Origin of the sequence: Bifidobacterium aesculapii (genome assembly GCF_001417815.1) — a bacterium.
In the GTDB taxonomy this organism is placed as follows: Bacteria; Actinomycetota; Actinomycetes; order Actinomycetales; family Bifidobacteriaceae; genus Bifidobacterium; species Bifidobacterium aesculapii.
Genome location: NZ_BCFK01000023.1, coordinates 49,865 through 67,473, shown reverse-complemented (window position 1 = coordinate 67,473; position 17,609 = coordinate 49,865). Strand labels below are relative to the sequence as shown.

Annotated in this window: 15 protein-coding genes and 1 tRNA gene; 6 read left to right on the top strand and 10 right to left on the bottom strand. The window is 67.6% G+C overall.

Annotated features, from left to right (window positions below):
* Positions 1-8: 8 nt before the first annotated feature.
* The 3 genes from purK to BFAL_RS03040 all read right to left on the bottom strand — a co-directional run bounded on the left by purK (position 9) and on the right by BFAL_RS03040 (position 2,853).
* Entirely contained in the window at positions 9-1,241 is a 1,233-nt protein-coding gene (gene purK, locus BFAL_RS03050; RefSeq protein WP_152973506.1) for a 5-(carboxyamino)imidazole ribonucleotide synthase, read from the bottom strand.
* Positions 1,225-1,722: a 5-(carboxyamino)imidazole ribonucleotide mutase gene (gene purE, locus BFAL_RS03045; RefSeq protein WP_055426958.1), complete on the bottom strand. Its 498-nt coding sequence runs from the start codon at positions 1,720-1,722 to the stop codon at positions 1,225-1,227. The genes purK and purE overlap by 17 nt, the downstream gene beginning before the upstream one ends.
* A gap of 138 nt (positions 1,723-1,860) precedes the next feature.
* Entirely contained in the window at positions 1,861-2,853 is a 993-nt protein-coding gene (locus BFAL_RS03040; RefSeq protein WP_055426957.1) for a zinc-binding dehydrogenase, read from the bottom strand.
* 251 nt (positions 2,854-3,104) lie between these two features.
* Here BFAL_RS03040 and BFAL_RS03035 point away from each other — a divergent pair, with 251 nt between their 5' ends.
* The gene (locus tag BFAL_RS03035; protein ID WP_055426956.1) at positions 3,105-5,312 is read left to right on the top strand and encodes a 1-deoxy-D-xylulose-5-phosphate synthase; all 2,208 of its coding nucleotides are present in this window, start codon (positions 3,105-3,107) and stop codon (positions 5,310-5,312) included.
* A 153-nt stretch (positions 5,313-5,465) separates the two neighbouring features.
* On the opposite strand, the gene BFAL_RS03030 is transcribed toward BFAL_RS03035, so the two are convergent.
* Genes BFAL_RS03030 through BFAL_RS03020 form a run of 3 tightly spaced genes read right to left on the bottom strand, consistent with a single transcriptional unit; the run spans position 5,466 to position 8,922 of the window.
* A complete protein-coding gene (locus BFAL_RS03030; protein WP_055426955.1) occupies positions 5,466-6,980 on the bottom strand; it encodes an ABC transporter permease in 1,515 nt (504 codons plus the stop codon).
* Positions 6,977-8,200, bottom strand: a complete 1,224-nt coding sequence (locus BFAL_RS03025; protein WP_055426954.1) for a CARDB domain-containing protein — start codon at positions 8,198-8,200, stop codon at positions 6,977-6,979. The genes BFAL_RS03030 and BFAL_RS03025 overlap by 4 nt, the downstream gene beginning before the upstream one ends.
* Positions 8,197-8,922 (bottom strand): ABC transporter ATP-binding protein, encoded by a 726-nt coding sequence (locus tag BFAL_RS03020; protein WP_055426990.1) that lies wholly within the window; start codon positions 8,920-8,922, stop codon positions 8,197-8,199. Before BFAL_RS03020 ends, BFAL_RS03025 begins: the two co-directional genes overlap by 4 nt.
* A gap of 201 nt (positions 8,923-9,123) precedes the next feature.
* Between BFAL_RS03020 and BFAL_RS03015 the strand changes: the two genes are divergently transcribed.
* Positions 9,124-9,200, top strand: a tRNA-Arg gene (locus tag BFAL_RS03015).
* 101 nt (positions 9,201-9,301) lie between these two features.
* On the opposite strand, the gene BFAL_RS03010 is transcribed toward BFAL_RS03015, so the two are convergent.
* On the bottom strand, positions 9,302-9,685 hold the full coding sequence (locus tag BFAL_RS03010; protein WP_055426953.1) for a DUF4186 domain-containing protein: 384 nt from the start codon (positions 9,683-9,685) through the stop codon (positions 9,302-9,304).
* Between the two features lie 196 nt (positions 9,686-9,881).
* Between BFAL_RS03010 and BFAL_RS03005 the strand changes: the two genes are divergently transcribed.
* The 4 genes from BFAL_RS03005 to BFAL_RS02990 all read left to right on the top strand — a co-directional run bounded on the left by BFAL_RS03005 (position 9,882) and on the right by BFAL_RS02990 (position 14,661).
* Positions 9,882-10,094 (top strand): Nif11-like leader peptide family natural product precursor, encoded by a 213-nt coding sequence (locus tag BFAL_RS03005; protein WP_055426952.1) that lies wholly within the window; start codon positions 9,882-9,884, stop codon positions 10,092-10,094.
* Between the two features lie 117 nt (positions 10,095-10,211).
* Positions 10,212-11,648 (top strand): adenylosuccinate lyase, encoded by a 1,437-nt coding sequence (gene purB / locus BFAL_RS03000; protein WP_055426951.1) that lies wholly within the window; start codon positions 10,212-10,214, stop codon positions 11,646-11,648.
* Between the two features lie 21 nt (positions 11,649-11,669).
* Positions 11,670-14,102: a lysylphosphatidylglycerol synthase transmembrane domain-containing protein gene (locus BFAL_RS02995; protein WP_236691637.1), complete on the top strand. Its 2,433-nt coding sequence runs from the start codon at positions 11,670-11,672 to the stop codon at positions 14,100-14,102.
* Between the two features lie 274 nt (positions 14,103-14,376).
* Complete coding sequence (locus BFAL_RS02990; RefSeq protein ID WP_055426949.1) at positions 14,377-14,661, top strand: HU family DNA-binding protein; 285 nt, start codon at positions 14,377-14,379, stop codon at positions 14,659-14,661.
* A gap of 119 nt (positions 14,662-14,780) precedes the next feature.
* On the opposite strand, the gene BFAL_RS02985 is transcribed toward BFAL_RS02990, so the two are convergent.
* The 3 genes from BFAL_RS02985 to BFAL_RS02975 form a co-directional block, all read right to left on the bottom strand.
* Positions 14,781-16,331 (bottom strand): proteasome accessory factor PafA2 family protein, encoded by a 1,551-nt coding sequence (locus tag BFAL_RS02985; RefSeq protein WP_055426989.1) that lies wholly within the window; start codon positions 16,329-16,331, stop codon positions 14,781-14,783.
* Positions 16,331-16,534, bottom strand: coding sequence for a ubiquitin-like protein Pup (locus BFAL_RS02980; protein ID WP_055426948.1), 204 nt, complete (start codon positions 16,532-16,534; stop codon positions 16,331-16,333). The genes BFAL_RS02985 and BFAL_RS02980 overlap by 1 nt, the downstream gene beginning before the upstream one ends.
* A gap of 137 nt (positions 16,535-16,671) precedes the next feature.
* Positions 16,672-17,529 carry an inositol monophosphatase family protein gene (locus BFAL_RS02975; RefSeq protein ID WP_055426947.1) on the bottom strand — a complete coding sequence of 286 codons (858 nt, stop codon included), beginning with the start codon at positions 17,527-17,529 and terminating at the stop codon, positions 16,672-16,674.
* Between the last annotated feature and the right edge of the window lie 80 nt (positions 17,530-17,609).

The following is a 17,609-nucleotide window of genomic DNA, read 5'->3' as shown; positions in this document are numbered from 1 at the left end:
CGGAAAGGTCACGCCTCCCCGTCGCCGCGCCGCCCGCCGGCGGGCACAGGCCGCACGAACGGCCGAGCGTAGGCCTGAAGGTCGTCCCAGCAGCCGGTGGCCTCCAGCGAGTCGACGGTCGCGGCGGTGTCGTCGGCGAGCACGGTGATGTGGCCCATCTTGCGGTTGTGGCGCAGCTGCGCCTTGCCGTAGTCGTGCACGTTCCACTCGGGGTGGGTGGCGATCTGCGCGCGCGTGGGCAGGACATGCTGGCCGAGCACATTGACCATGACGGCCGGGCTCAGGAGCTTCGGCTGGATGAGCGGCCATCCGGCGATGCCGCGGATGTGCGCGTCGAACTGGTCGATGGAGCACGCCTCGATAGTGTAGTGGCCGGAGTTGTGCGGGCGCGGCGCGAGCTCGTTGACGATGACGCGGTCGTCCTTGGTGACGAACAGCTCGATGGCGAGCGTGCCGGCGAGTTCGAAGCCCTTCGCGAGCGCCAGCGCCATCTCGTGCGCGGTCCGCGCGATCGAGGCGTCGACCTCGGCGGGGGCGATCGTCATGTGCAGGATGTTGTTGCGGTGGTCGTTGCGCACGATCGGGAACGTCACGTAGTCCTTGCCGTTGCCGGAGACGAGGATGGACGCCTCGAACGCGAAGTCGACGAACCCTTCGAGGATAGACGGCGGGAAGCCGCCGCCACGATCGCCGCGCGCGCGAATCTTTTCCAGATCCATGTCGTTCCTGAGCACGTGCTGGCCGTGGCCGTCGTAGCCGCCGGAACGGGTCTTGAGCACGCAGGGGTAGTGGATGTCGTCGATGGCGGCCTCGAGCTCGTCGAAGTCGTTGACCTCGCGCCAGGGCGCGGTCTCGATGCCGTGCCTGTTGATGAACGTCTTCTCGTTGATGCGGTCCTGGGTGACGCGCAGCAGGTCGGTGCCCTGCGGCGCTGCGACCAGGTGGCGCACCTCGTCGATGGAGTCGGCGTCGACGTTCTCGAACTCATAGGTGAGCACGTCGGATTTCTCGGCGAGATCGTGGATGGCGGTCTTGTCGTCGTATTCGCCGACGACCTGGAAGTCGGCGACCTGCGCGGTCGGGCAGTCGGGCGTCGGGTCGAGCACGCCGATGCGGAAGCCCATGTATTTGGCCGAAAGCGCCATCATGCGGCCGAGCTGGCCACCGCCGATGATGCCGATCGTGGCGCCCGGCTGGAGCATCTGCGTGGCGCCGTGGGTTTCCTCAAACAAGCTGGGCATTGGACTCGGCCACCTTCTCCTTCAACGAATCGCGGTAGTCCTGCAGCTTGGCGGCGAGGCCCTCGTCGAACGCGGAGAGCATCTGCACGGCGAGCAGGCCGGCGTTGGTGGCGCCGGAGTTGCCGACGGCCGTGGTGGCGACGGGGATGCCGCCGGGCATCTGCACGATGGACAGCAGCGAATCCCAGCCGGACAGCGCGTGCGAGCGCACCGGCACGCCGATGACGGGCAGCGTGGTCTGCGCGGCGATCATGCCCGGCAGGTGGGCGGCCCCGCCGGCGCCGGCGATGATGACCTTGAGCCCGTTGGCACGCGCGTTGTGCGCGAAGTCGGCCATGAGCTCCGGGGTGCGGTGGGCGGAGATGACCTGCTTGTGATAGGCCACGCCGAACTGGTCGAGGATGTCGCAGGCGCGCTTCATGGTCTCCCAGTCGCTGGATGAGCCCATGACGACCGCCACTTGGGGCTTGCTGTCCGTCATTATCATTACCTCCACGTTATTGAGAATACGGTCTCACTGTACACCCGCCGCACGCCGTAACCGCCCGGCCGGGGCGCATCCCCGCGAACCCCCGCGAACCCGCTCCCCCGGCCTGCCGCCGCACCATCGCCATGCGCGTCACACGGTGATGGCGACCTTGCCGAACACCTCGCTGCCGATCACGCGGCGGAACGCGTCGGGCGCGGCGTCGAGCCCCGTGAACGTCGAGTCAAGCACCGGGTGCAGGTCGGCGTGTTCGACGAAGCGCAGCAATCGCGCGAAGTCCTCGCGCGTTCCCATCGTGTTGCCCTGCACGCGGATGTCCTGGAAGAAGATCCGCGTGAGTTCCGCGCCCGGCTGGTCGCCGGTGGTCGCGCCGCATACGGCGATGACGCCGCCGGGGCGCACGGACCTGACGGAATGGGACCATGTCGCGGCGCCCACGGATTCGATGACCGCGTCGACCTTGCGCGGCAGGCGTGCGCCCGGCTCGAACGCGGCGTGCGCGCCGAGTTCCAGCGCACGCGCACGCTTGGCCTCGGAACGCGAGGTGACGAACACCTCGAGTCCGGCGGCGTGCGCGAGCTGAATCGCCGCGGTGGAGACGCCGCCGCCCGCGCCCTGCACGAGCACGGTGTCGCCGGGGCGCACGTCGGCGGCGCGGAACAGGAGCGAGTAGGCGGTCAGCCAGCTGGTGCCGAGCGCCGCGGCCTCGGCGAAACCGAGGTTCGCCGGTTTGGCGAACACGTTCGCGGCGGGCACCTGCGTGCGTTCGGCCATCGTGCCCGGGTATTTCTCCGACAGGATGGTGCGGCGTTCGCCGGGCGCGACGCCCGCGCCGTCGGTGCCGACGAACGTGTACAGCACGACCTCGTCGCCGGCCTTCGGGCCGCCGCGTCCCGGCACGTCCTCGTCGAGCACGCCGGCGGCGTCGGTACCAAGGATCATCGGCGTCTGCTCGTCGCGCAGTCCGACTCCCCTGAGGCTCCACACGTCATGGTGGTTGACGGTCACGGCCCTGACGGACACCGTGGACCACAACGGTTTCGGTCCGGGTTCGGGCATGTCGCCCACCGTGAGCTTGGAGAGCGGGTCGGCGTTGTCGGTTCCGGAAGCGTATACGGCCTTCATCGGCGTTCCTTTCGATAGTGCTTTCGATAGTGTCCCTGCACCCATGGTGCTCCTCGACACGGCGCCGTGGCAGCCGCGCCGATGCGCGCGACGGCCACGGCGCCGCTTCGTCTCCCATTCTTCCACGTCACTCGCGGGCGACGGGGCATTTACGGAGATGTTGGGAGCATCCGGACGGCCGGGGCGAGCGCGGGCACCGGTACGTCTAGGCTTGCGTCGGCAGAAGGATCAAATCAGGAGGAACGGGGAATATGACGAACGGCGTGTTGGAACGGATAACGGGGCCGGCCGACGTCAAGGCCCTCTCCCACGACGACCTGCATGCGCTGTGCCGTGAGATCCGCGCCGCGCTGCTCGCCTACGGGCATGGGCACGGCGGGCACATCGGCTCGAATCTCGGCATGGTGGAGGCGACGGTCGCCCTGCACCGCGTGTTCGATTCGCCGCGCGACCGCATCGTGTTCGACGTGTCGCACCAAAGCTACGTGCACAAGATGCTCACCGGCCGTGCGGCCGCATACCTCGACCCGTCGCGCTTCGACGAGGTGACCGGATTCACGAACCCGCAGGAGAGCGAGCACGACCAGTTCGTGCTCGGCCACACCGGCACGTCGATTTCGCTGGCGTGCGGTCTGGCGAAGACGCGCGACATGGCGCGTGCGGCGGGCGACGCGACCGGCGCCGGCATCGGCGACGTGGTCGCGGTGATCGGAGACGGTTCGCTCAGTTCCGGCATCGCGTTCGAGGGATTGAACAACGCGGCCGAACAGGGCGGCAACCTCATCATCATCGTCAATGACAACGAGATGTCCATTGCCGGCGATTTCGGCGGCATGTACGGTCCGCTGGCGCGGCTGCGCGAGTCCGGCGGCACCGCGCAGCCGAACCTGTTCGAGGCGTTCGGACTCGACTATCGGTACGTGGCGCGCGGCAACGACGTCGACGCGCTCGTCTCCGCGTTCGAGGAGGTCAAGGGGACGGACCATCCGATCGTCGTGCACATCCACACGTTGAAGGGCGCCGGTTTCGCCCCCGGCACCCGCGCGGACGGCGCGAGCATCGTCGCGCGCGACGCGCACGCGGCCGTCGCGGCTGAACGCGCGCCGCGCGCGACGTTCGCCGCCGGCGCCGCGGACGGCATCGCGCCGACCGGCAACGTCTCGCACACCGAACCGTGGCGTTCGGACGAATGCGACCTGCCGGACGCGGCACCGCACGAAGGCCAGTGCGAGGCGTCGCACTGGCAGACGCCGGACCGTGCGCTGGGGCGTCCGGACGACCCGCGCAAGCATTACGGCAAACTCGCGATGGCCGCGCTGGAACGCCGCTTCCCCACCGAACCCGGGCTCGTGGTCATCTCGCCGGCGACGCCCGGCTCGAACGGCATCACGCATGATTTCCGCGAACGCGCCGGCGCGCACTACGTGGATTGCGGCATCACCGAGGCTCACGCGGTCACGTTCGCCGCCGGCATCGCGAAGGCCGGCGGCACGCCCGTGGTGGCGACGACCGCCTCGTTCTTCCAGCGCGCGTACGACCAGTTCTTCCAGGAGATGAGCCTCAACCGGTCGCGCGTGACGGTGCTCGACTTCCTCGGCGGGCTGTCCGGTTCGGACAACACGCATTCGGGCGCGTACGACGTGGCGATGTTCGCGAACATCCCCGGCGTGCCGATGCTCGCACCGACCTCGACGCGCGACTATCTCGCCGATCTCGCGTGGGCGACGCTGCCGGCGGGCGCCGCGGGAGCGCCGGACGGCCCGGTGGTGATCCGCGTGCCCGGTCAGGCGATCCTCGACCGCGAGCGCGCGTTGGGCCGCGCATTGACGCCGCAGGAGGTGCTGCGCGGGGAATCCGACGAGTCCGGTGCGGCGGCCGTATCGGCGTACGCCGAGGACCCGGATGCCGGACAGTCGGACGTCGTCGCGCGGATGCTGGCGTATCGGGTGGCACGGCGAGGTCGTGACGTGGCGATTCTCGCGCTCGGCAACACGTACCCGCTGGCGCTGCAGGTGGCGGACGAGCTGGCCAATGCGGGCGGATCCGACGGCGGTGACGGCCGTACCGACGGCCGCTCCCCCATCGACGCGACCGTCATCGACCCGCGGCAGTGCTCCGCGCTCGATACGGGAACGTTGGAGTCGCTGCGTGCCGGCCACCGTCTCGTCGTCACGTTGGAGGACGGCCAGCTGGAAGGCGGCTGGGGCGAAAAGGTGACCGCCTACTATGCGAACGGCGGCGCGGATGGTGCCGGATCCGCAGATGCGAAGACCGACGGCGCCGAGGCCCATGGCGCCGGGGTCGAGGCCGCGGAATCGGGGCCGCGCCGCATGCGCGTCCTCAACTTCGGCGCGGCCAAGGAGTTCACCGACCGTGTGCCGCTCGCCGAACTCGACGAACGCTACGGTCTGACCGTCGACGCGGTCGCGGGGCGCATCCGCGCGGCGCTCGACGCGTGACGCGTGACGCCGGACGAGTGACGCTCGGCGTGCAAGGCGCGACGAGCCCGATGCCGGAGCCGCCGAAATCACCTCCCCATCGTTCCGCGCGATTATGTTGCGCAACGAGGCGTCCAAGCGCACGAAAATCGCGCGGATGGAGAGGTACCGGCGCTACTGCGCGTTGCGGATCGCGTCGAGCGCGGGAATCCTCACCGCCTTGTTCGCCGGCTGGAAGCCGGAGATGACGCCGATCGCGGTGGAGAACGCTATCGCGAACAGGTACAGCCACCATGGGATCACGGAGACGCGGCTCACGTCCTCGCCGCCGACGATCGCATGCCATATGTTCGTGCCGCTCACGCCGCCCAACGCGAGCAGGTTGATGCCCAACGAGACGAGCGCGCTGATCAGACAGCCGATCACGCCGCCGAGCAGGCCGATGAAGCCCGCCTCGCCGAGGAACATGATGCGGATGTCGCGCACGTAGCAGCCGAGCGCCTTCATGATGCCGATCTCGCGCGTGCGCTCGGTGACGGACATGACCATCGTGTTCGTGATGCCGATCGCGGCGACGAGCAACGAGACCGCGCCGATGCCGCCGAGCACCAGTTGGATGATGCGCGACTGCTCCTCCAGGCTCTTGCGCGTCTGTTCGCTGGAGTTCGTGCCGAAGCCCATGTCGCGGATTTGCTGTTCGACATCGGCGACCTGGGAGATGTCGGCGACCTTGACGAGCGCCGTATCGTAGGTGGTGGTTTTCTTCGCGCTCCTATCGGCCTTCGCGATGAACTCCTTGAGCTGGTTCAGGTCCATGAGCAGTCCGCTGGACGTGGACGAGCCCTTGGGGTAATCCTCCTTGAGCGTGCCGGTCACCTTGAGTTCGAGCGTGTTCGCGGCGGGCGTGCCGGAGGAGCCGGTGTCGGGCGAGCCCGTCGCGCCGGCGACGGACGCGCCGGATGAGCCGCCGGATACGCCGGATGCCGACGCCGTGCCGTCGCCCGTGTCGATGCTCACCGTGACCTCGGCCCCCAACTGGTCGAAGAACGCGCCCTCGACCTGATCGGCCGGCACCGCTTCGCAATTGCCGGAGGCATCGCACTGCATGACCGTACCGTCGCCCATGTCGAACGGCTGCTGACGGTAGTTGCTGCCTTCGGGACGGTATTTGTCCATGAACTGGTAGGCGAAGTACTGGCCGGCGAGCACCTCGCCCGGTTTCGTCGGCTTCTCCCCCTGAAGGATCTCGTACCCCATGTTGCTGAGCTGCGTCATGTCCACCGCCTCGATGATGCCGTAGTCGGTGTAGTAGCGGCCGTTGTCGACGCTCATGCGCACAGCATAGTTCAACGGCATCTGCGGGCTCGCGCCGACGACGCCGGGAATCTGCTTCATGGAGTCGACCGCCGCATCGTCGAGCTTCGCCCCCTCGCCGGACTCGGACCCCGAACCGGAGCCGCCGCCCATCATGGCGTTGCCCGCGCTGCCCTGCGAATACACGTTGATGAGGGTCAGGTCGCCCATCTGCTTGAGCATCGCCTTGTTCTGCTCGGTCAGGCCCGCGCCGAGCGACACCATGATGACGATCGAGCAGCAGCCGACGATCACTCCCAACACGGTGAGTACGGTGCGTGATTTGCGTCTGGACAGGTTCTGCATGCACAGGCGCAGGATGTCCGCGAACCTCATGAGCGTTCCCCGCCGCGCGCGTGCGCCTTCTTCTCGCCGTCGGCTCCGGGCGCGGCCGGAAGGTCCGCGATCACCTGCGTGGCCGCGGCGTCGGCCGGAACCGGCGCCGACGCGACGTCGGCCTGCGCCGCGACGTCCTTGCCCCAATCGTCCCAATCCTCATCGTCCGCGGCGGCGGCCTTCGCCTTCGCCTTCTTCCGCCGGCGGCGCACGACCACCACGACCACGACGATGACGCTGACCACGCCGAGCGCGGCCAGCGCCCACACCCACCACGGCGTGGACGGCTGCGCCTCGTCGACCGTCATGGCGGCGTCATCGGGCATCGGCGCGGGCTCGGCCACGTTGACGGTCACCGGAAACTCCTTCGACTGCGCCTTGCCGTCGGAATCCTCATAGTTGACGTGCAGTTTCGCCGCGATCTCTCCCGGCGTGGTCGGCGTGAACGCGAACCCGATCGAACCGTTCGCGCCGGACGCGACATTGCCGACGTACTGCGTCTTGACCGTGGTCTCGATGCCGTCGCCCTCGATCGACGCCTCGACGTTCGCGATGTCGCCCTTGCCTTTGTTCACGTAGTCCATCGTGATCGTCGTCTCGGTGTCGACGGTCGCATCCTCAGGCACGACCGGATCGTTGAGCTGGAAGCGGTCCGGCTGGGAGACGGGCACGGAGACGGTGATGTCCGACGTGTTCGACGAACGCGCGTCATTGTCCACATACTCGTATTTGAAGCTCACCCGCACCGGCTGCGCGCCGCTCTTGGCCGTCTGCATCGCCTGCATCGGCACGCTCTGCGTGAGCGAATAGCCGGCGTACAGCACGTCGAAGTAGAACGTGTTCGTGCCGCCGGCGATCGCGAAGTTCTCGCCGCCGTCCACGGTGACGACCATGTTGCTCACCGAGACGCGCCCCATGTTCTGGAACGTGAAACCAAGCGTGAAATCGCCGCCGACCGGCACCGAACCGTCGCCGTACGTGAAGTTCGTGATGATGATGTTCGGTACCGGTCCGGCGACCGGCGTGGGGGCCGCGGCACCCGCGGTGTCGGCGGAGGCGCCGTCGTCCGCGCGGGCGGCGGGCGCGGCGGCGAGACCGCAAACCAGCGCAAATGCGGAGAACAGCGCGACGAGCGCCGCGAACAACGCGGACGCCGGGCTGGTGCGCGTGCGGGCACAGGTACGGGCGCGGCTGCTGGTGCGGGAAGCGGGAATGGTCATCGCGAGGCTCCTTGGGTCGATGCGGGGACGGCCGCGACGGGGCGGTCGTCGATGATGCGCCCGTCGAGCAGGGTGACGACGCGGTCTGCATACGCGGCCATGTTGTCGTCATGCGTGACGAGCACGATGGTCTGGTCGAGGGCACGCGCGAAGGAGACGATCATCTCCATCACGTCGATCTTGGTTTTGGAATCGAGATTGCCGGTCGGCTCGTCGGCGAACACGACCTGGGGTCTGGCGACGAACGCGCGGGCGATGCCGACGCGCTGCTGCTGGCCGCCGGACATCTGCGTCGGGTAATGGTTCAGCCGCTTGCCGAGGCCGACGCGTCTGAGCATGCCGCGCGCGGCCTTCTCGCGCTGCGTCTTCGGCACGCCGCGGAACATGAGCGGCATCGCCACGTTCTCGACGGCGGTGAGGTTGGGCAGCAGGTTGTACGACTGGAACACGAATCCGAGATGACGTTGGCGGAACGCGGCGAGTTCGCGCTCGTCGAGACGCGAGATGACGGTGCCGCCGATGCGCACGCCGCCGCGCGTGGGTTTCTCCATGCCGGCGAGCTGGTTGAGCAGGGTGGATTTGCCGGAGCCGGATTCGCCGTAGACGCAGCAGATCTGGCCGCGCGGAATGGCCAGGTCGATGCCGTCGAGCGCGACGACGGTCTCGTCCGCCGCCGGATACTCCTTGCGCAGATGACGCACTTCGATGATGGGCCGTTCCATGGGCATGCCGTCTCCCTCCGTTCGCCGCCGGTGGCGGACGTGCCGCGATTCATGCGACGTTCAGCACGTGTCCAGCTCAGTCTATAACCGCAGACATCGGCGCGCACCCCCTAAGGGTGTCCCCTGATGGGCGGCGGCAGCGCGCGGATGCCGCCGGCTTGTGGCGGTTTTACACCCCTGCGATTACACTGTGTCAGGTTTGGCCCCGTAGCTCAGCTGGATAGAGCAACTGACTTCTAATCTGTAGGTCGCCGGTTCGAGCCCGGCCGGGGTCACCACGGAATCCCTTGGAATCGTTGCGGTTCCAAGGGATTCCCTATATCTGCACGATTTTCGTGCGGGAACGGGTCCTCAGCGCACGACAATCGCGCGGAGGACATCAGCACGCCGGATGGTTCGTAAGGTCGCGTTCGATCCAGGCCATGACGAGGTCGGCGAGACGGTTCACCTCGACGTCGGTCAGGGCGCGGCCTTTGGGAATATGATGCCATTTCTCGATGCAACCGCGGCAGCAGGTGGCGGTGGCGTGCTGGGCGGTGAACACGGGGTGCCCGCGCCACGGGGTCTGGCGGCCGTCGTTCTTCGGCACGGCGTCGCCGACGCGGGCGCGAAGCATCTCACGCGCGTGCCGGTCAATCGTCTCCTTGCCCTTGGCGCGCGCATAGGCGCGGTCCTTGTCCGTCAGAACGAACTTCGCGCGGAACGCGGAACGCGACAACCGTTCCAACGTCCCGGATATCCACCGCAGCTCATCGTCATCCATAACGAATCCTCCCCTTTGGGCTTAGCACGAGAACCGTGAGAAACGCCGGCGGACCGCTGGCAGGCGGCGGCGCGAACGACTAGAACTGTAATCAGCCAAGGAATCCCGAAGGCGGGGTTCCCGAAGCGGCCGGACCGCCCGCCGACGCCGATGGAGGCGTACGCGGGGGCCGCGCCGTGACGGAAAGGAGCCGATCATGACCGGCATCAGCGAACAGGAACTGGACGAGAAGCTCGCGGCGGCGCAGACCATCGACGAGGTCATGGCCATCGCCAAGGAGGCGGGCCACCCGCTGACCTACGAGGAGGCGGACGCGTTCTTCGGCCGCATCGAACAGGCCAAGTCGGACACGGCCGAATTGGTCGGCGACTCCGTCAGGACGCAGGCGGAGAAGGAGTTCGGCATCTGACCTCCCGCGTTTGCCCACCCCATCGGACGCCCGTCGGAATACCCTCCGACGGGCGTCCGCCGTCAAAGCGCATGACGGACACGGCACGGTTCACGGCTGGAAGTACCCTAAAGAGTTATGAAGCTTACCGATATTTCCCCCGCAATCGCATTGACCCCGCTCGATGGCCGCTACCACAACGCCACCGCCCCGCTCGTCGAATACCTGAGCGAACCGGCCCTGAACCGCGAGCGCATGCGCGTCGAGGTCGAATGGATGATCCTCCTGGCCAACGGCTTCGACGGCAACGGCAACAAGCCCGTCATCGACGGCGTCGAGCCGTTCACCGAGGCCGAGCAGGCGTTCCTGCGCGCCATCCCCGAGGATTTCGGCGCCGAAGGCATCAAACAGCACGCCGCGCACGAGGCCGTCACCCACCACGACGTGAAGGCCGTGGAATACTACATCGACGACCAGATCGACAAGGCTCCGGCCGAGCTGACGCACATCAACGACGCGCTCAAGACGCTCGTGCACTTCGCCTGCACCTCCGAGGACATCAACAACCTGTCGATCGCCCGCTGCGTGAAGAACGCCGTCGAAAGCGTGTGGACCCCGGCGTTCAAGGAGATCATCGACCATCTCGCCGCCAAGGCCGACGAGTTCCGCGACATGCCGCTGCTCTCCCTCACGCACGGCCAGCCGGCCACGCCGACCACGCTCGGCAAGGAGCTCGCCGTCTACGTGTACCGTCTGAACCGCCAGCTGAAGCACATCGAAAACCAGGAGTACCTCGGCAAGATCAACGGCGCGACCGGCACGTTCGGCGCGCATCTGGCCGCCTGCCCCGACGTCGATTGGATCGCCGTATCGCGCGAGTTCGTCGCCAACCGCATGGGCCTGACCTGGAACCCGCTGACCACCCAGATCGAATCCCACGACTGGCAGGCCGAGCTCTACTCGACCATCTCCCACGCGAACCGCATCATGCACAACCTGTGCGTGGACGTGTGGATGTACATCTCGCGCGGCGTGTTCGCGCAGGTGCCCGTCAAGGGGGCGACCGGCTCCTCCACGATGCCGCACAAGGTGAACCCGATCCGCTTCGAGAACGCGGAGGCCAACTTCGAACTGTCCTGCTCGCTGCTGGACACGCTGTCCGCCACGCTGGTGGAATCCCGCTGGCAGCGCGATCTGACCGATTCGACCACGCAGCGCAACATCGGCTCCGCGCTCGGCTACTCGCAGCTCGCCCTGTACAACCTGATGGGCGGTCTCAAGTCCATCCACCCGAACGAGCATGTGATCGCGCATGAGCTCGACACCAACTGGGAGGTGCTCGGCGAGCCCATCCAGACGGCCATGCGCGCCTGCGAGCTCAAGGGTCTGCCCGGCATGGACAAGCCGTACGAGAAGGTCAAGGAGCTCATGCGCGGCCACACGATCGACAAGGCGCAGGTCGAGGCGTTCATCGACCAGCAATCCTTCGACCCCGAAACCGCCGCGCGCCTCAAGGCTCTCACCCCCGCCACCTACACGGGCGCGGCGTCGAAGCTCGTCGACTTCGACCGCTGAGGCCGCGCGAGGAGCCGGATCTTGCCGCAGACAACCAACGGCACGTCGTCGCCGCGCATCGACGACGTGCCACCGAAACGCATCCACGATTTCGGCGACCTGCTCCATGCCGCCGCCGCGGTGCTGCTCGCCGTCGTGACGATGCTGTCCGCGACGTATCTGAACGGATTCGTCACCGGCGTCGAATCGGACGCGCACACCGCCGGACAGGCGCTGAACTGGATGGTCGACCTGCCGACCACGATGCTGCAGCAGCTCGCGATCGTGCTCATCGTCATGATGGCGATCGCGCAGCTGCTGATCGGACGCGAGTGGATGCAGGCCACGCTGGCCGTCGTCGCCATGTTCGGCGGCATGGCGGCGGCGTGGGGCATCTCGTTGGCCGTCTCCGGCATCGACGACATCACGATGGTGTCCGCGTTGAGCTCGGCGAGCACGACGTTCGGCGCGCGACTGCTCCCCGACTTCTATGCGGGCGCGGCGGCGTTGCTCACGGTCGCCGGCCCGCGCCGCACGCGTTCCGCCGTCAAATGGGGGTGGAACATCCTCTACGTCGTGGCGGCACTGCTCATCGCATTGTCCGTGAACTCCGTGTCCGGCGTGATCGTCTCGTTCGCCGCCGGGCGCCTCGTCGGCATGCTCATGCGGTATGCGATCGGCACGAAGAACCAGGGCGCGTGGGGCGCCGAGCTCGTGCAGGCGCTCGCGGGCATCGGCCTGACGATCACCTCGCTGAGCCGTCGCCTCGACGTCGAACCGTCGCACGGTTCGTTGAACGCCACGCTCGACGACGATCTGGTCGAGGGATCGCGCCTGTACGACGCCGAGGACGACCAGGGGCGGCATTTCGTCGTCTCCGCGCTGGACAGCCAGGTGCGCACGGCCGGGTACCTGCGCCAACTGTGGCAATGGATCCGGTTCACCGGCGTGCCCATGCGCCGCGACCGCTCACCCCGCGAGGCGACGCAGCATCATATGGCGATGATCCTCGGACTCAAGAACGCGGGTCTTCCCACGCCGCGCGTCTACGGCGTGGCCGACACCGGCGAGACGTCAATCCTCGTGCTGCAGGGCGACGACATCATGGTCTCCTGCAATCTCGACACGCTCGAAGACCGCGACACGGTCGCGCTCATGCGGTTCCTGTCGGTGGCGAACCGGCGCGGCTACACGCATCGGCGCATCACCCCGGACACCATCGCACGCCTCGAATCCGGCACGCCGATCATCGCAGGATGGCAGAACGGCGACGACGCGAGCACCGCGCCGAACGTCGCCCTCGACCATGTGCAGCTGCTCGTCCTGCTCGCCGTGGCGGTGGGGCCCGAACGGGCCGTCGCCACCGGCTGCGACGTGTGGGGCGTGGACGTGATGACGTCCCTGGCGCCGTTCGTGCAGAAGGTCGCCATTCCCATGCGCACGCGCGCGATGGCGGGCTGGGACAAGCATCTTCTGGACGATCTGCGCGCACGTCTGCGCGCGCTGATGCCGCAGGACGAGGCCGAGGCGATGGCGCCGGTGAAGTTGTCGCGTTTCAGTTTCCGCTCGTTCGTGGGCGTGGCGCTGCTCGTGGTCGCCGCCGCCGTGGTGTTCACCCAGCTCAAGCCGGACGAGGTGATCGCCGCGGTGAGGAACGCGAATCCGGTGATGGCGCTCGTATGTCTGGTGTTCGAGGTGCTGGCGATCGTCGGCTCCTCCATCGAGCTCGGCGCATTCATCGACCGCGACAAGCGCAGGCCGTTGGGCGTCTTCATGTCCCAGGTGGCGCAGGGCTTCGCCGTCGTGTCGATGCCGGCAGGCGTGGGCCCCGCCTTCGTCAACCTGCAGTTCCTGCGCAGGGCCGGCTACCGCAACACCACGGCCACGGCCATCATGAGCGCCGTGATGGCCGTCTACTACGGCGGCACCGTCGTCATGCTGCTCGTCATCGGCCTGTTCACGGGCAGCGACGCGCTGAGCGGCATGATCCCGACGAACACGCTGATCACCATCATCGGCATCGTGCTCATGGCCGCGGCCGTCGCCATGATGATTCCGCCGTTGCGTCATCTGGTCACCGACCGTCTGCTGCCGTTGGCCAAGGCGTATGCGCGCCAGCTGGTCGACGTGCTCACCAATCCCCGGGAACTGGCCTTCAGCGTGGCCGGCATGCTGCTGCTCAACGTGTGCACCGGCCTGGAGTTCTGGGCGGCGCTGCTCGCGTTCGGGCACATGACCAATCCGCTGGAGACGCTGTTCATCTTCCTCGTGGCCAATGCGGTCGGTTCCGCAGTGCCCACGCCCGGCGGCCTGGGCGGCGTCGAGGCGGCGCTCACGTTCTCGTTCGGCGCGGCAGGCGTTCCCGCCGGCGTCGCGCTGTCGGCCACGCTGCTGTACCGCGCGCTGTTCTACTGGCTGCGCATCCCGCTGGGCGCGTTGGCGATGCGTTGGTTGGACAGGCGCGACATGATCTGACCGGAGCGGCGCTGTGACCGACGCTGTGACCGTGCCGGCGCCGCAAACCTTGGAATACCGCGGAATTCACGCGCTTCTGCGCAGAATCCCCCACATGCCCATACACACACTACATATGTAATGAAAATGTGGAGACACTCGCGGCCAATGCATGCAATAACACGGGAAATCGTTGGAAAATGCGCTATTTGGCCTCATCATGCGCTATCATCATTGATGAAATACACGGACCGGCGGCCAAGCGGCCGGTCCCCGGACAAAGAAGGATGCTTTCATGGCATACAACAAGTCTGATCTCGTGTCGAAGATCGCCCAGAAGTCCAACCTGACCAAGGCGCAGGCCGAGGCCGCCGTCAACGCCTTCCAGGACGTGTTCGTCGAGGCCATGCAGTCCGGCGAAGGCCTGAAGCTGACCGGCCTGTTCTCCGCCGAGCGCGTCAAGCGCGCCGCCCGCACGGGCCGCAACCCGCGCACCGGCGAGACCATCGAGATCCCCGCCACCTACGGCGTGCGCATCTCCGCCGGCTCCCTGCTGAAGAAGGCCGTCACCAACAAGTGAGTCTTCCCGCGCGCATGATGACGCGCGAAGCATCATAGATTGCCGAGGGCCTCCGACCGTACACAATACGGTCGGAGGCCCTCTCGTATCCCGCGGCGCACGCGCGCCTGCGGCCCGTCTCAACGGTTCGTCTGCAACGCGGCCATCAGCGCACGGTAGTCGTCGGTCTCCCCGGCATGGAACGGATCGAGGAGCGTGGTCTCGCGGCGCAACGGCGCGGAGACGACCAGCGTGGTCCAGTCGCAGGAGAACTGCGCGCCCGCGTCGAGCGCGCGCCGCACGAACGCGCCGCGCAGGGCCGCGCGCGTGTCCGCCGGCGGCGTGTGCATCGCACGCCGCACCAGCGCGTCCATCGTCGTCGAACCGTCGCGCACGTCGCCGCATCCATCAGCGCACGTACCGTCGCCGTCGCCCGCCGGCACGACTCCTGACACCCCTTCCGCAAGCTGGCCGTGCGCGACGAGCGAGGCGTAGAGCCGCCCGTTGGCCACGTCATGGTAGTCGAGTTCCATCCGTTCCAGCTGCGCGAGGGGAAGATCGCCGCCCTTCCGTCGTCGCATCGCCTCGGCGAGGCGGTATTTCGCCGCCCAGTCGACGCGCGTGGCGAGCGCGGCGACATCGCGTCGTCCGAGCGCGTCCAACGCCCAACGCCACGCGTCGAGCACCGCGTCGACGTCCGTGCGCGGCAGGGACGCGGCGACGGCCGCGTGCCGCCCGCGCACGAACGCTTCGACGGCGTCGAGATAGCGGTGCTGCACCGCCAGCGCGTCGACCGGCGACGCCCCCGACTCGGCATGCTCCGCCGCATCCGCGTCCAGCCACCGGCTGACCATGCGGTTCGCGGCGGCGGGATCGTCGAACGCGAGATCCTCGAATCCGCTCGGCACGCCGCGGCGCACCGCCTCCTCGATGACGCACAGGACGAGATGCGTGGATGCGAGCTTCATCCACGTGGCCCAATGGGAACGGTTCGAGTCGCCGATGATGACGTGCAGGCGACGGAACGATTCGGGGTCGGCGTGCGGTTCGTCACGCGTGTTGACCATCGGGCGCGAACGCGTCGTCGCGGACGAGACGGCTTCGTCGAGGAAGTCGGCTCGCTGCGTGATCTGGAATCCGTCGGACGTGAAACGGCCCGCGCCCGTGTACAGCTGACGGGTGATGAGGAACGGCAGCAGCTGGCGTTCGATGGTCTCCAACGGCACGAACCGGCGCACGAGATAGTTCTCATGGCATCCGAACGCGTGGCCCGCGGAGTCGACGTTGTTTTTGAACACGTGGATCGCGGCGCCGGCGCCGTGGCTTTCCCGCAGGCGCTTCTGCGCCTCGGCGGCCAGCGACGCCATGATCCGCTCCCCCGCCGCGTCCTGCGCGAGCGCGTCGAGCGGATCGCGCGCCTCGGCCGTCGCATACTCCGGATGGGAGCCGACGTCGAGGTAGAGCCGGGCGCCGTTGTCAAGATACGTGTTCGTGGAGCGGGCGCGCGAGACGACCGGCTGGAACATCGTCATCGCGACCTGACCGGCGTCCACCGGCCGGTCCGCGCCGGTGACGGACACGCCGTATTCGGTTTCGATGCCGAAGATGCGCTGGAAGCCGTCGAGTTCGGCGGCCGGCGTCGCGCCCGCATCGTGAGCGGCGCGCGTGCCGCTGTCGCGCAGTTGCGGCATCACTCGCCGCCCTTCTGCACGAAGCTGTTCACGTACTCCTCGGCGTTGGTCTCCAACGTGGATTCGATGTCGTCGAGCACCGCGTCGAGCGCGTCGAATCCTTCCTGCGACTGCGCCGCGGCCTGCGCGGAGACTCCCGTCTCCTGCGCGTCCTGCGGCTGCTCCTGCTGCGTCCGGTTCGTCTGCTGAAATTCCTGCGGCATGATGATGCTCCTTCGATGATTTCCGGTTAGTCCGGTTATGCCCGGTTTCGTGTGCTCTCGCCTACGATACGCGAAAGCCCCGGGATGTTCTCCCGAGGCTCGCGATACGACTGCCGTATGCACCGTACGATGCGGCTTCACTCGCCGTCGCGCTGGATGAGGTACGGCTTGAGTTCACGGTCGATGAGACCGTTCGTGCACAGCACGTCGTTGCTCTGACGCCAGTGGATGCCGTTGCCGTTCCACCGCTTCAGCAGGCCCTGCGCCTCCCAGACGACCACGGCGGCCGCGGAGATGCCGGGAATGTCCCACTCGTGCAGCATCGGCTCGAAGTACGCGTCATACGTACCGTCGGCGACCTTGCACAGGTCGAGCGACGCCGGTCCGACGCGCTTGATGTCGGCGGGGCGCCCCTCGGCCAACGCAGCGACGGTGTGCAATGCGCGATCCGCCTCGCCCGGCAGATACGACATGCCGAAGCTCACCACGGCGCCGTCAAGCGAGGACGTCATCGACGGGACGACCTTCTCGCGCTTCTCACCGACCGGCGTGTTGCGGATGCGCACCGCGCCCGCGCCCTTCGCCGCCAGATACGTCTCGCCGAGAGCCGGCGCGTGCACGACGCCGAGGATCGGCTGCGCCGACCCCTCCTCGTTGAATTCGAACAGGGACACGGTGACCGTCCACTCGCTCATGTTGCGCACGTAGTTGATGGCGCCGTCGATCTTGCCGACGCACCAGTAGCGCTGGCCGGGGCGGGATTTCGCGGGGCGGGTCTGCCAGAAGCCGTCGAAATGCTCCATGTCCGCGAGTCTGCCGGACATGTAGCGCAGCAGACGGCCATCGACCTCCACGTTGAACTGTTCGCCGGGATTCTCACGCGAGATGAGCATGTCGTGCGGGGCCATCTGGTCCTGCAGCGCATGCTTGCCCGCGGCCCTGGCGATGTCCGCGACCTTCATGGCGAGGTCGCGCAGATTCTCCTGTTGTGCCATGGTTCCCCATCGTATCCGCTCGAACCGGTTTTGTCGCGCACGCGGGCGCGGGCTCCACGAAACGCGCCAGAACCGCGCCG